Source organism: Halosimplex halobium (assembly GCF_051414055.1).
Lineage (GTDB): Archaea > Halobacteriota > Halobacteria > Halobacteriales > Haloarculaceae > Halosimplex > Halosimplex halobium.
On sequence record NZ_JBLKNX010000023.1, the window covers coordinates 1 to 11911 of the forward strand.

At 65.1% G+C, this 11911-nt stretch carries 13 protein-coding genes and 1 pseudogene; 8 read left to right on the top strand and 6 right to left on the bottom strand.

The window, feature by feature from the left end:
- The 4 genes from ACMGFG_RS20835 to ACMGFG_RS20850 all read left to right on the top strand — a co-directional run.
- Positions 1 to 505 (top strand): hypothetical protein (locus tag ACMGFG_RS20835; protein ID WP_436932230.1); only part of this gene is annotated, 505 nt, incomplete at its 5' end.
- 1007 nt (positions 506 to 1512) lie between these two features.
- Complete coding sequence (locus ACMGFG_RS20840) at positions 1513 to 2247, top strand: hypothetical protein (protein ID WP_436932231.1); 735 nt, start codon at positions 1513 to 1515, stop codon at positions 2245 to 2247.
- A 57-nt stretch (positions 2248 to 2304) separates the two neighbouring features.
- Positions 2305 to 2484, top strand: coding sequence for a hypothetical protein (locus tag ACMGFG_RS20845; protein WP_436932232.1), 180 nt, complete (start codon positions 2305 to 2307; stop codon positions 2482 to 2484).
- 99 nt (positions 2485 to 2583) lie between these two features.
- A complete protein-coding gene (locus ACMGFG_RS20850; protein WP_097008560.1) occupies positions 2584 to 3177 on the top strand; it encodes a hypothetical protein in 594 nt (197 codons plus the stop codon).
- 53 nt (positions 3178 to 3230) lie between these two features.
- Here ACMGFG_RS20850 and ACMGFG_RS20855 read toward each other — a convergent pair whose 3' ends face one another.
- From ACMGFG_RS20855 to ACMGFG_RS20865, 3 genes and pseudogenes are all read right to left on the bottom strand, one after another.
- The gene (locus ACMGFG_RS20855; RefSeq protein ID WP_097008559.1) at positions 3231 to 4247 is read right to left on the bottom strand and encodes a tyrosine-type recombinase/integrase; all 1017 of its coding nucleotides are present in this window, start codon (positions 4245 to 4247) and stop codon (positions 3231 to 3233) included.
- A 7-nt stretch (positions 4248 to 4254) separates the two neighbouring features.
- Positions 4255 to 4878, bottom strand: coding sequence for a hypothetical protein (locus ACMGFG_RS20860; RefSeq protein WP_097008558.1), 624 nt, complete (start codon positions 4876 to 4878; stop codon positions 4255 to 4257).
- Positions 4879 to 4936: 58 nt separating this feature from the next.
- Positions 4937 to 5293: pseudogene (locus ACMGFG_RS20865) on the bottom strand (endonuclease III domain-containing protein); the annotation flags it as partial.
- An 84-nt stretch (positions 5294 to 5377) separates the two neighbouring features.
- Between ACMGFG_RS20865 and ACMGFG_RS20870 the strand changes: the two are divergent.
- Both ACMGFG_RS20870 and ACMGFG_RS20875 read left to right on the top strand, forming a co-directional pair.
- Complete coding sequence (locus ACMGFG_RS20870) at positions 5378 to 5779, top strand: methyltransferase family protein (protein ID WP_436932233.1); 402 nt, start codon at positions 5378 to 5380, stop codon at positions 5777 to 5779.
- On the top strand, positions 5698 to 6420 hold the full coding sequence (locus ACMGFG_RS20875) for an SAM-dependent methyltransferase (RefSeq protein ID WP_436932234.1): 723 nt from the start codon (positions 5698 to 5700) through the stop codon (positions 6418 to 6420). Before ACMGFG_RS20870 ends, ACMGFG_RS20875 begins: the two co-directional genes overlap by 82 nt.
- A 22-nt stretch (positions 6421 to 6442) precedes the next feature.
- Here ACMGFG_RS20875 and ACMGFG_RS20880 read toward each other — a convergent pair whose 3' ends face one another.
- From ACMGFG_RS20880 to ACMGFG_RS20890, 3 genes are all read right to left on the bottom strand, one after another.
- Positions 6443 to 7645, bottom strand: coding sequence for an ABC transporter substrate-binding protein (locus ACMGFG_RS20880; RefSeq protein WP_436932235.1), 1203 nt, complete (start codon positions 7643 to 7645; stop codon positions 6443 to 6445).
- 157 nt (positions 7646 to 7802) lie between these two features.
- Positions 7803 to 8303, bottom strand: coding sequence for a DUF371 domain-containing protein (locus ACMGFG_RS20885; protein ID WP_436932236.1), 501 nt, complete (start codon positions 8301 to 8303; stop codon positions 7803 to 7805).
- Between the two features lie 114 nt (positions 8304 to 8417).
- Entirely contained in the window at positions 8418 to 8579 is a 162-nt protein-coding gene (locus ACMGFG_RS20890) for a hypothetical protein (RefSeq protein ID WP_436932237.1), read from the bottom strand.
- Between the two features lie 250 nt (positions 8580 to 8829).
- On the opposite strand from ACMGFG_RS20890, the gene ACMGFG_RS20895 reads away from it, so the two are divergent.
- Both ACMGFG_RS20895 and ACMGFG_RS20900 read left to right on the top strand, forming a co-directional pair.
- Positions 8830 to 10704, top strand: coding sequence for a glycoside hydrolase family 2 protein (locus tag ACMGFG_RS20895; RefSeq protein ID WP_436932238.1), 1875 nt, complete (start codon positions 8830 to 8832; stop codon positions 10702 to 10704).
- Positions 10705 to 10951: 247 nt separating this feature from the next.
- The gene (locus tag ACMGFG_RS20900; RefSeq protein WP_436932239.1) at positions 10952 to 11842 is read left to right on the top strand and encodes a coiled-coil protein; all 891 of its coding nucleotides are present in this window, start codon (positions 10952 to 10954) and stop codon (positions 11840 to 11842) included.
- Positions 11843 to 11911: the final 69 nt, after the last annotated feature.

Consider the following 11911-nt stretch of genomic DNA (forward strand, 5'->3'; position numbering starts at 1 on the left):
TCCGAAACGAACGTTTGCAATGGGAACATTGTTCGTCGGGTGGCGCGGCCGCGCCACCCTTGCCCGCTGTGACTTCCAGCTACTGCTCCAACTCACCAACAATCCTCTACAGAAGAGCGTAAAAAGGAAAACCGCGCTGGCTTCAACTCCGACGCACGTCAACGACTTCACCGACTTCCTCGTAAACCATCTCGCTCTCATACTCGCCGTAATCCTCGAAATCATCGATATCCAACTCATCAGGCAACTCGGCAACCGACACCACGGCATCAGACCATCCATCCCGATGGTGCCACGTCGTCCTGATATCACCAACAGGGTGCTCAACCGCTCCCAGATCACATTCCTCGTCATATACCTCGATGCCAACATCCAACCGCCACTCCCTCACTCCATCGCGGAACGCGAACGGATCGGGATTCCAATCCATCACGGTCACGTACACCTGAAACTCGATTCCCGCATCGGTTTCGACGACTACCATCTGATCCTGCTCTACCGCTGAGATGCAGTCGGGGAGCGACGGACGCTCCCTCCTGCCTACACTGCTCATCTGCACACGTGTGTACGGCCGTCCCGCGGAAAACCCCGTCGTCTGACCACCTTCCGGTATTAGAAAGTTCAGAATGTCAAATTGCCGTGGGCCCCGATCCGAAGTGATACTGTTCCCTCGTGAACATCACTACAAGCACGCGACTCTCAGAGAGGGTCATAGAAGGCCGAATTTCGAATCAATCTCCGACGCGACGGATAGGGCGCGGAGTGGAAAGAGTCGAACAGGTGCGCCTATGCGCGTCTGCACGTGCCTGTGCGCGTTAGCGTCGGCCGCGAGTTGACGTTGGAGACGAGATCGACGTTTCAAACGTGCGGAACGAGAGAAACGTGCGGAACGGCGGAAGCGTCAGAAACGACGGACACGAGCGCGACGGCCAGCAGTCCGGAGCGACAGTCGTGGAGAGAGTCGTTGACTGTTCCTCACGTCTTCCAGACTTTGTTCAAAACAAAGTATATGTGTGTAACGTGAGGAGTGGGGGTGGGAGTCTGAGTCAGTCGTCGTGAAGATGAGTCGGGGGACGTGAGCATTATTGTTGTCCCTTTGAACAAACCACCACCAGCCTTACCTACCTACTATACTCTTTCTAGTAAAAGTAATTTAAAGTGTGTATTATGGGAAAGTTTAGGATGAGATGGTTGGCCTAGGCTGCCGTCCCCACCGAGCCTCTCTGGCCACCACGAGCAACGCCCGTCAGAGCAGGCACGTCGAAAACGTCGCTTCAGATGTGCGTCCGATGCAACGGTCTGACTCCGACAACGCGAAGCAACCGTCAATCCAGCGGCAACGTGTGCGAGCGACATAGGCTAAGTGTCAGACAAGGTATTACCAGACGCGTTCTTTTCTTTTGTTTTTGAACAAGATGGTTGGAATAGTCCCCGGAGATTCAATCCACACCGCACACATACACTTTGTTTTGAACAAAGTATAAGTGTTAGGGTGGTAAAACATCGGGTGGAGTGACTTACAGCCTGCGTGCAGACCTTGACGACGAGACTGAAGCCAAGCTGAGGAAGATCGTCGAGGACAGTCCACACGACGGACACGGCAAGATCACGGCCACCGTCGAGGACATCATCGAGAACGAGTTCCAGCGCCGTGAACTGTCGCTCACCGGTGATGACAGCGAGGATGACGGCTACGAGGAAGAGCTGTATGATCCTCACGACTACGAGGACGACTTCGTTCTTCGTAAGCCGATGTTGGAGAAGGTAATGGAGAAGTACGATAAGCCCGCCATCGCCCCGGAGCACGTCGAGTACGAGGAGTTCAGCGGCAAGAGCGTGAACTTCAAGGTGAACGTGCTTGCGGCTGTTCAGCGGTGGGATGTGTTCAATCGAAGCGACGAGACGTGTGGAAGCTGGACATCGGAGCGGAAGGGGTTCTGGGATAGTGCAATGACAGCGTTCGGATCGCTCGATAGCAGGACGAGAAAGAAGTACAAGTCGATGGCTGATGATCGGTACTCGAACGATCCGATTGATCCTCCCGACAACATCGTTCCGATTCGGCGTGACGGGTGGAGTGTTGACGGCTACGTAGAGGATGTTGAGGAGATGATTCTCGTTGATGCGTCTTCTGTTGCGCTTCGGAATAAGATCGAGAAAGGTGAGCGTGTGATACCGTATCTGGATGGAGAGGATGCGGAGCGGGTTGAGGAGATGGTTCGGAAGTTGGAGAAGAGTCTCGACTGAACCGTCACTCCTTCTGTCGATTGTTTTAAACGATTTGACAGCGTACTGTTAGGTAAGATGGAGACAGATATGCGGTGTACCGACTGTCACGGGCGCGTCGTCCGCGGTGAGGTGGACGGTGAGGTTGTTCTCAGCTGCATCTGCAAGGTGATGTACGTGGAACGGGGGGTTGTCGAGGTGGACGAGTGGGAACCTGTAGAGGACGAGGAGAAGCGGGCCAGTCCCGTGACCGCGTAGATTCGCCCCGGGCCGCTTCGGCGGCGCTTTGGGGTGGCTGCGCTCCCTCGTTGTCGGTTGATTCACTTTTAACTGGGAAGGCTCTATAATCCACCGTGTATGTCGGTGAACGTCTCTGAACTTGGGAGTGCCGACCGCGGAGATGTCACGGACATCGAACTGGAAGACGGCAGCGAGTTCTCGGGAGTGATCCGTGACGTGTTCCCCGAAGATGGAATGATGGCGCTGGACGTGCCGTTCCGCAGTGAAAAGCTCATCACGCTGCGAAGCGTGTTCGGCGGTCATCGAGTCGAGGATGATGGGGACGTGATCGGCAGGGTTGCGGACGTGGACGTGCGATCGACGGTTTGGAATCCCGAGGACGTGTACGAGGTGCTGCAGGACGTTGAGGAAGGCGACGAGGTGCTGGTGCGCGGGGTTGTGACTGGTCTGCTCGGTGACGTGGATGCGGCATCGAATGATAGTGAGGTTCGGCGTGAGGTTCGTGGTGAGGTGGAGACGAAGACCCACATCAGCTCGGATGATGGTGATATGGGGACGCTCAACATCCACGTCGATGTGGATGGATTCGAGCATCTCAGCGTGACGGAGAGGTATTACGAGGACGTGGTTGAGGAAGCGAGTCTAACCGCGACGCCAGACGGTGGGGACTATCAGATGCAGGGCGCGGCGGACTGGCTTGAGCGGGTATAAACTTGTCAAGGTCGCAGGCGTAGACGTACACCGATTAGACAAACGACTAATGACTACACTTCGGGTGCGTTCCGGTGCTGTGCTCGCTTTCTCGCCTCTGTTTTAAACTGTAGGTAGTGTTGCGTGACGCTGATGTCGTGATGCCCCATTAGCTGCTGGAGAGTCCGCACGTCAGTACCGTTCCGCACGTGTCTGACGCCATATCCGTGTCGGAGAGCGTGTGGTGTGATCCGCCGTCGCTCGTTGCCGTTGGCATCGACATAGACCGTGGACTGTATTCCAGCGTTCTGCGCGGCCTGATCGACCATCGACGTGACCCGCTTTGGGGTGAGTTGCTCGCTGTTCCGCGATGGGAACAGGTACTGGGATTCGTCGGCGTAGTAGACGGCCTGACGCTCCGACTCGATCCACCGCCGCAGCGGCGCGGCCAGCGAGTCACGGAACCAAAGCTCACGTCCGCCACCCTTGACATCCGGGACGGTGATCTCGTTGTCACCGAAGTCGATGTTGCCGTACTCGTCCTTGTGCGGCATCTCCGGCGTGATCTGCATCTCGGTCACTTCCATCCGCCGAAGGCCGAGATGCCACAGCATTTTCAGAATCAACTCGTTTCTGAATTTCGGCGCCGGCACGTTTTCCTTCAGCAACTCGTACTCGCCCGCCTCAACGAAGACGACTCCTTCCTTTGATGATGCCTCGTTCCCCTTTTTTGTCTCCCCTCTGTCGATGTACTCCTTGATTTCGAGATGGCGTGAGTCGATGGGTAGCTGCTCGGAGTCGGTGTAGTACCCCTTCCGGGCACGCAGCCACTTGATGAACGACCTGAGGTGGTTGTACCTCGTCTTCGTTGTGGACTGCGAGTACTCCTCGACCATCGAATCGATGAACGAGTCGATGTCCGTCCAGTCGATGTTTTCAAGGTCAACTCCCTCCCCCTCGATGTGCTCAAGGAAGCTCTTGACCGTCCATCGATACCCCGTCAGGGTGCCCTCTTCGACCTTGTTTCGGTGCGCGACGCAGAACTCGTAGTTGATCTTGTGATCGAACTTGTCCCGTGTGACGTTCTTCATAGGTGGATCACTCCTGTTCGAAGACAACCGTGTATTCGAGATCGTCCACGACGTGAACGCGGCTGCTGTATTCCTGCACGCGTTCCAAGGCGCGTTGCATCGTGTAGTCGTCTGTCTCGAAGTACAATTTGTACGCCTCAACCAGCCCGTAGAAGTTCTCTTGCTCCGCGAAGTCCTTCAGGGACTGTCCGCGATCCATCCGCATCTCAACGTCATCGATAATCTTCATTCTCGCAATTTCGCGCGGCGAAAGGTCGCGCTCTCTGCTCTCCGTCTCCGCCGACCGACGCGGCATCGTGTCGTATATCTTGTCCGCAATCTCCTGCACATCTTCCGTGTCGGTCAACTCGGCGGCCTCAAGGGAGTGTACCGCGCTCCGCAGCTCGTCCAACTTCGAGTCGATGTTATCGATCTTCGATTCCAACTGCGTGAAATCAACGTCGACGTCGAGTTCAACGTCCTCGGGGTCGATGTCGACGTTCGACCCGCGCTCGCCACTGACCTCGCGCTGCACCGACAGTCGGATCAGGTGGGATAGCGATGTGGCTTCCTCGTGTTCCTCGATGTACTTCTCCCAGTCCTGTTTCATCGAGACTGGGACTTTGACGTTCACTTGGGTTGTTTCCGCCATCGCTGCGGCGGAAAGCTGATGCGCTGGCGTAAATAATGTTTCTTTACTTTACTGAGGGCTTCTGGTTGTACAGCCCGGCCGAGGAGATGGTCTCGGCGAGCCGTTGCTGGTCCGCTTCCGCCAGCGACTCGGCGAGGTCTCCGCCGCCGGCCTCGCCGTCCGGTCCGTAGCGGTCCATCAGGGCGTCGTGGGCGGGCTGGCTCGCCACGTCGGAGGTGTTCTGGCTCAGGATCGTGCGGACGAGACACTCGAAGCCGTCCCGGCCGCCGTAGGCCTTCTGCCAGTACATGTCACCGAGGCGGTCGACGACGGCCTCCGCGCGGGTCTCGGCGTCGCCGGGCTCGAAGGCCGCGGCCTCGCCGCCGCCGGCCGCGCCCCCGCTGATGTTCTCCTGGGGTTCCGGGTCGTCGGTCATACCCGGAACCGGGTCCCGCATCGCCTTAACGGTACAGACCGCGCACCCGAACGGCTATCCGCGGCCGGACCCCAGTTCGAGGGGATGCCCGTCCGCCCGAACGCCCTCGAACGGCTTGCGCTGTTCCGCCTCGACCGCGCGCCCCCCGCGATGCTGGACCTGCTCGGCGCCGGGAGTTTCCGTGCGCTCGCGCTGGCCCACGACCTCGGTGTGTTCGACGCGCTGGCCGAACCGCACACGCCGGCGGCGCTCGCCGACCGGATCGACGCCGACCCCGCGGCGCTTGGCGACCTGCTCGGCGCCCTCGCGGCGAACGGCTACGTCGAGCGCGACGGCGAGGCGTTCGTCCGGACCGCCTCGACCGCGCGCTGGCTCACCGACGACGGCGAGGCGAACCTCGCGCCGTGGTTCGTCTTCTGGCGGGACGTGGTGTTCCCTTTCTGGGACGCCCAAAGACGGCGGTCCGGGAGGGCGGCCCGCCGCTGACGCTCTACGAGTGGCTCGACGACGAGCCCGAGCTGTGGCCGACCGCCCAGCGGGGGTTCCGCGCGGCCGCGACGCTGCTGGTCGATCCGGTCGCAGACGAACTCGACCTCCCCGGCGGCGCGACGACGCTGCTGGACCTTGGCGGCGGCCACGGCTTCTATGCGGCGGAACTGTGCGAGCGCAACCCCGGGCTATCTGCGACCGTCTTCGACAACCCGGCGGCGCTGGACGTGGCCGAGGCGGAGGCCCGCGAGCGCGGCCTGACCGACCGGCTGACGACCCGCGGCGGCGACTACCGCACAGACGACATCGGGGGCGGGTACGACGCGGTCCTGCTGTTCAACGTCCTGCACGGCCACGACCCGGCCGAGGTGCGCGCGCTGTTCGAGCGCGTCCACGGGGCACTGGCGCCGGGCGGACAGATCGTCGTCCTCGACCAGTTCGAGGGCGGCGGCCGGATGAACGTCGGGCGCGCGGCGGTCGCGCTGGTCTCGCTGACCTACCGCGCGACGCTCGGCCGTGGCGTCCACGACGCCGACGCGGTCGCCGGCTGGCTCCGCGCGGCCGGCTTCGAGGACGTCGAGCGGACGGGCCTGCGGCGGGACCCGGGGAGCGAACTCCTGCAGGCGACCCGGGCCTGAGTTCCCGCGACCGGGCGGTCGGTCACTCGCCGATCGCGGCGAGGGCGTCGACGAACCGGTCGGTCGTCTCGGCTACGTCACGGTCGGCGAGGTGGGAGGCGGCGATCTCCTTGCATTCGACGAGGCGGTCGGGCGCGACGCCCAGGCCGTGGGTCAGCGACTGGAGGGTGCGGGTCCGTTCGCGCTCCCGGGCGAGGCGCTGTGTCAGCGGGTGGAGGCTGTCGAGCGGCACGTCGTCGCGCGGCGGGACGGCGCCGACCTCGGCGTTGAAGATCTCCAGCCCCTCCCGGGAGCCGGCGAACCGCAGGAACTCCGTGACCGCGTCGGGGTCGTCGGCGGCGGCCGCGGGGACCAGCGCGTTCATATTCATCAGGAACTGGTCGCCGGTGCCCGGGAACGGGCGATGCTCCCACGACTCGCCGAAGTCGAACCCCTCGGTCGCGCCGACGCGACCGATGGCCCAGGTACCGTTGTGGAAGAGCGCGGCGTCGCCGGCGGCGAAGCGAGCGTCGGCCTCCTCGGAGGCGAGGAACTTCGTGTCCTCGGGGACACGTTCGAGCACCGCCTCCAGCCCCGCGACGGCCTCGCGGACCGTCTCGCGGTTGGCCCGGGCCTCGCCGTCGAGCAGCGCCTCGTAGGTCGCGGGCCCCCCGTAGGCGACGAGGAACGTCTCCCAGAGCTGCAGCGGTCCGAACGGGTCCTTCGCACCGATCAGCATCGGCGGCACCTCCAGCGCGTCGTCGAGCCGGTCCAGCAGCCCGAGGAAGTCGTCGGGACCGGCGAGCGCGTCGATATCGACGCCGGCGCGGGCGAGGTGGTCCGTGTTGTAGTAGAGGTTGTTGATCCGGTAGATGTCCAGCGGGACGCACCGATAGCGACCGTCGAACCGCGCGGCCTCCCTGGGCCCCTCGCCGTAGGCGGACTCCATGTCGCTCTCCCGCCAGAGGTCGGTCACGTCGGCGACCGCCCCGGCCTCGACGACCGGCGAGAGGTTCAACCCCGGCCAGTCCGACCACACGTCCGGTGGGTTCTCTCTGAGGATCCGGCTCTTGACGTGCAGCCGGAGCGTCGAGATGTGCGCCGCGTCGTCGTCGACCCGGATCCCGTCGCTCCGGCGCCCGAACGCCTCGATGACGTGGTCCAGCGCCGCCGAGTTCTCCGCAGCCCAGTGTTGCAGGACGCTCACGGTACCGCGCCCCCTGGCTTGACCAGTCGAGTCGGCCATGGCGACGCGTGTCTGCAAACGAATATAAGGGTTCTTCCCGAAGTTCGAGAGGTGATAACGAAGGTTACACGAGTAGGGCCGGGGAGGCGGTGGCGGTCGGCGCGGTGACGGCGGGCACGATGGTGGGGCGCGCCAGCGGTGGGTGCGGCGACGCCGATCAGGCCGAGTCGACACGCAGTCGGAGCGTCGCCGTTGCGCCGTCGGCCAGCGCCGCCACGAGGTCGCGGTCCACGTCGGCGGCCGCGCCGTCGGCGCCCACGAGCACGGTCCGGTCGTCGACGTAGTCGCTCGTCCGGACCACGTGGCTGCGCTCGTTCTCGAAGGACAGGTCGGGGTGGCCGCGACCGGTCACCTCGTGGGTGTGGCCCCCGGCCTCGATGGTCGCCGTGATCGTCGCCTCGTGCGACCGGCAGGCGTCGACGAACGCCTCGTCGAAGTCGGCGGGGACGCGGTCGGCCTCGACCGCGAGGATGCAGTCGCCCGCCGGCGTGAGGAAGTCGTCGCTCGTGAACTCCAGCGTGCTGACGTGCTCGGCGGTGACGTTCTCGTGGCCCTGGGCGCGGACAACCTCGACGAGGTCGGCGTCCGCGTCCCTCTCGTCGGCAGACCCACCGGTCGATGCGGCGGCGTCGGTGGCGTCGGCGGCGTCGTCGGTCATGTGGGAGGGTTCGGACGCCGCTACTTCAGGGAGTCGAAGTCGACCCGCGACGGACGCGGACCGGCGGCCGGTCGCGAGGGGCCGACTCGCGGCGCGGGCCCGCCGACCGACGGCTCACTCGCCGGTGGCGGCGACGGTGACCGTGACGTGCCCGCACTCGCACTCGTAGGCGCGGCGCTCCCCGCCGTCGGTCCGGAAGACGAGCATGCAGTCGCCGTCGGTGAGCTTCCGCGAACAGTTCGCCGCCTCGCACCGGCAGGCTATCTCGCTCAACATACCTCGAGGTTCGACCCGGGGACATATCAACCCGAGCCGTACCCTCGGTGAAAGTGTAATCGCACGACAGCGCTGGGGTACCCGTCCCCGTACGGCGGTCCGGCGAGCGAAAGTGAAACGGGGTGAAGGGGGGCGAGAGAGTGGCGGTCGGGACGGGGCCGGGAGGAGTCGGGACAGAGTGTGTCGGGGTGGTGTGGCTCGCCGACCGTCCGACGTAACTGATATACCACCGGGGGACGCGGACGTTGGTATGCCGAGCAAGTGGAGCGGTGCGGCGGTCGACCCCGGCGGCGGCAAGCCGACGCCCGGCGAGTGGCGGCCGGTCGAGGTCCCCGGCCGGCCGGCCGCGTTCGCCGGCGAGGACCGGGTCGCCTACCGGACCGTCTTCGACGACCCGCGCGACCCCGACGACGACCTCGCGCTGCTGGAACTGCGCGGCTGTTACGCCGCCGCCGAGGTCTGGCTCAACGACGAGCTGGTCGCCGAGCCCGACGCCGTCTTCGAGCCCGTGCGGGTGCCCTTCGAGCCCGAGGCGGAGAACGAACTCGTCGTCGAGTGCCGGGCGCCCGAGGACCGGTTCGGCGGGATCCACGACACCGACCGGGTCCCCGCCGACCGGTCGGTCCCGGGGATCTGGTGGGGCGTCGACGTGACGACCCACCCCGACCCGTTCGTCGTGGACGTGGACCTGCGGTCGCGCGCGACCGACGAGGGGGCGGCCATCGACGCCGCCGTCGAGGTGTACGCCGGCGAGTCGCTCGACGACCGGCTGACGCTCACCACCAAGCCGGCGGGCGAGCGCCGCGGCCGCGGCATGATGGACCGGGCGAGCGTCTCGGCGGCGGCCGGCGAACGGGCGGTCGTCGAGAAGTCCATCGAGGTCCGGGACCCGTCGCTGTGGTGGCCCCGCGGGATGGGCCGCCAGGGTCGCTACGAGGTGCGGGCGAAGCTCGGCGACGCCGCGCGGACGAGCACGACCGGGATCGCGACCGTCGAGGCGACCGACGCGGGCGGCCTGCGCGTCAACGGCGAGGACGTGCCCGTCCGCGGCGTCGCGCTGCAGGACGCGACCGTCGCGGACGTCGACCGGGCGGTCGAGGTGAACGCGAACCTCGTGCGAGCGCACGCGCACGCACTCCCGGAGGCGGTGTACAACGCCTGTGACGAGGCCGGGCTGCTCGTCTGGCAGGACCTGCCGCTGACCGGTCCCGGCGTGTTCGACATCGCGCGCGGGGCGGACCTGGCCGAACGGCTCGTCGGGACGTACGCCCACCACCCGAGCCTCGCGGCGGTCGGTGTCCACGACGAGCCGACCGACACGTTCGCCGGGCGGGTCGGGTCGGGACTGCTCGACCGGCTCCGCTTCCGCTACCGGGTGTGGCGGGCCGACTACGACCGCGGCGCCGCCGAGGAAGTCGCGGAGGCCGTCCCCGACGGCGTCGCGGTGTACCCCGTCGTCGGCGAGCCCGGGACGGACCCCGACGCGGCGGCGCTGTACCCGGGCTGGGACTACGGCGGCGTCGACGACCTGGAGTGGGTCCGCGAGCGCTACGATCTGGACGGTGCCGTCGGGGAGTTCGGCGCGGGGTCGCTGCCCGAGGGCGTCGACCCGGCCGAGGGCGACGAGGAGGACGGTCCCGACCTCGCTGGGTTCGACCGTGCGAAACACGACGCGGTCGTGGGCAGCGACGACCCCGAGGCCTCCCAGGCCTACCAGGCCGAACTCGTCCGCGGGGTCGCCGAGCGGCTGCGGACCGACGGCGCGCCGGTCGTCGTCGCGAACGCGCTCCGGGACGCCGGCGACGCGGGGATGGGCGTCTACGCCCGCGACGGGTCGAAGAAGACGGCGGCCGACAGCCTCGCGGCGGCGTTCGAGCCGGTCCAGGCGTTCCTCGTGGGCGCCTCCCCCGGCGAGTGCGACGTGGTCGTCGCCAACGACGCGCCCGAGGCGATCTCGGGGACGGTCCGCTGGACGGCCGGCGACGAGTCCGGCGAGGTCGATGCGACGGTCGAGGCCGGCGCCCGGGCGGTCGTCGGGACGGTCTCCGTCCCGGAGTCGGCCTCGTCGGTCGAACTCTCCGTTCGGGTCGGCGACGCCGGCGTCGAGAACGTCTACCGTTTATAAGCCACCTCTACCGTGTGGTAAGACCTGACGCGCCGTTCTCGGGCGCGTCGGGGTGTGAAACAGCCACATAGGCCACCGGAATATTTAAACAGGGGGAGGCGCAATGTCCAGATACCAGAACGTCTCCGGCGTTCAGGCTGTATCGCACTCCGACCAGCATGACAGGACACCCTTGTTGTCGGCGTCAGCCACTTCGTAGCGGTGGCCCTGTCGGTCGCCGGAGCGGGTATGGCATAGAGGTACAATTATGGCAGACTCGATAGACGAATCCAAGAACGTATCGGTCACAGACGACGATCTCGAGAACAAGTCCAAGGGCGAGCTCATCAAGCTCGCGGGACAGCTCCGGGATCGACGAAACGAACTCAACCAGATGGCCTCCGAGCGGGCCTCCAAGCGCGACGACCTGAACGCGAAGACCCGCGAGAAGGTCGACGAGGCCCAGGAGCACCGCGAGAAGCGCGACGAGCTCAACCAGCAGGTCCAGGAGCACAAGGAGAAGCGCAACGAGCTCAACGCCGAGGCCAACGAGCTGTTCGACGAGGTCGAGCAGAAGCGCGACGACCTCGAGCTCGACGAGGGCAAGGACATCGAGCAGCTCGAAGAGGAGATCGAGGACCTGGAGTTCAAACAGCAGACGGAGGTTCTCTCCGCCGAGGACGAGCGCGAGCTCATCGAGAAGATCGAGGAGAAGCGCGAGAAGCTCGCCGAGAAGAAGGAGAAGCTCAACCAGGGCGGCGACCTCGAACAGCTCAAGGAGGAAGCCGAGGAGATCCGCTCGGAGGCCTCCAAGCACCACCAGAAGGTCACCGAACTCGCGGACGAGGCCCAGGAGCACCACAACCAGATGATCGAGGCCTACCGCGAGGCCGACGACATCCGCGACGAGGCCGACGAGATGCACGAGAAGTTCGTGGAGGCCCAGGAGGCCGCCGACCAGCACCACGAGGACTTCGTGCGCGTCCAGAAGCGCCTGCGCGAGCTCGACAAGAAGGAAGAGGAAGAGGAGCGCGAGGCCCGCCAGGAGAAAGAAGAGGCCGCCCGCGAGGAGGCCGAGGAGATCTACCAGAAGTTCAAGGAAGGCGAGACCCTCGACACCGAGGACCTGATGAAGCTCCAGAAGACGGGGCTGCTGTAACTGCGACCGGTTCTTCTGCGATTTTCGACGCCGCGTAGCCGCGGCTCCAGCCGTGTAGCGGCGCTCGCC

What these genes read in the sequence shown, in the direction of transcription:
- ACMGFG_RS20845 (WP_436932232.1), top strand. Translation starts at nt 2,305, where the DNA reads ATGGAGACAGATATGCGGTGTACCGACTGTCACGGGCGCGTCGTCCGC.
- ACMGFG_RS20850 (WP_097008560.1), top strand. Translation starts at nt 2,584, where the DNA reads ATGTCGGTGAACGTCTCTGAACTTGGGAGTGCCGACCGCGGAGATGTC.
- ACMGFG_RS20855 (WP_097008559.1), bottom strand. Translation starts at nt 4,247, where the DNA reads ATGAAGAACGTCACACGGGACAAGTTCGATCACAAGATCAACTACGAG.
- ACMGFG_RS20860 (WP_097008558.1), bottom strand. Translation starts at nt 4,878, where the DNA reads ATGGCGGAAACAACCCAAGTGAACGTCAAAGTCCCAGTCTCGATGAAA.
- ACMGFG_RS20870 (WP_436932233.1), top strand. Translation starts at nt 5,378, where the DNA reads ATGCCCGTCCGCCCGAACGCCCTCGAACGGCTTGCGCTGTTCCGCCTC.
- ACMGFG_RS20880 (WP_436932235.1), bottom strand. Translation starts at nt 7,645, where the DNA reads ATGGCCGACTCGACTGGTCAAGCCAGGGGGCGCGGTACCGTGAGCGTC.
- ACMGFG_RS20885 (WP_436932236.1), bottom strand. Translation starts at nt 8,303, where the DNA reads ATGACCGACGACGCCGCCGACGCCACCGACGCCGCCGCATCGACCGGT.
- ACMGFG_RS20890 (WP_436932237.1), bottom strand. Translation starts at nt 8,579, where the DNA reads ATGTTGAGCGAGATAGCCTGCCGGTGCGAGGCGGCGAACTGTTCGCGG.
- ACMGFG_RS20895 (WP_436932238.1), top strand. Translation starts at nt 8,830, where the DNA reads ATGCCGAGCAAGTGGAGCGGTGCGGCGGTCGACCCCGGCGGCGGCAAG.
- ACMGFG_RS20900 (WP_436932239.1), top strand. Translation starts at nt 10,952, where the DNA reads ATGGCAGACTCGATAGACGAATCCAAGAACGTATCGGTCACAGACGAC.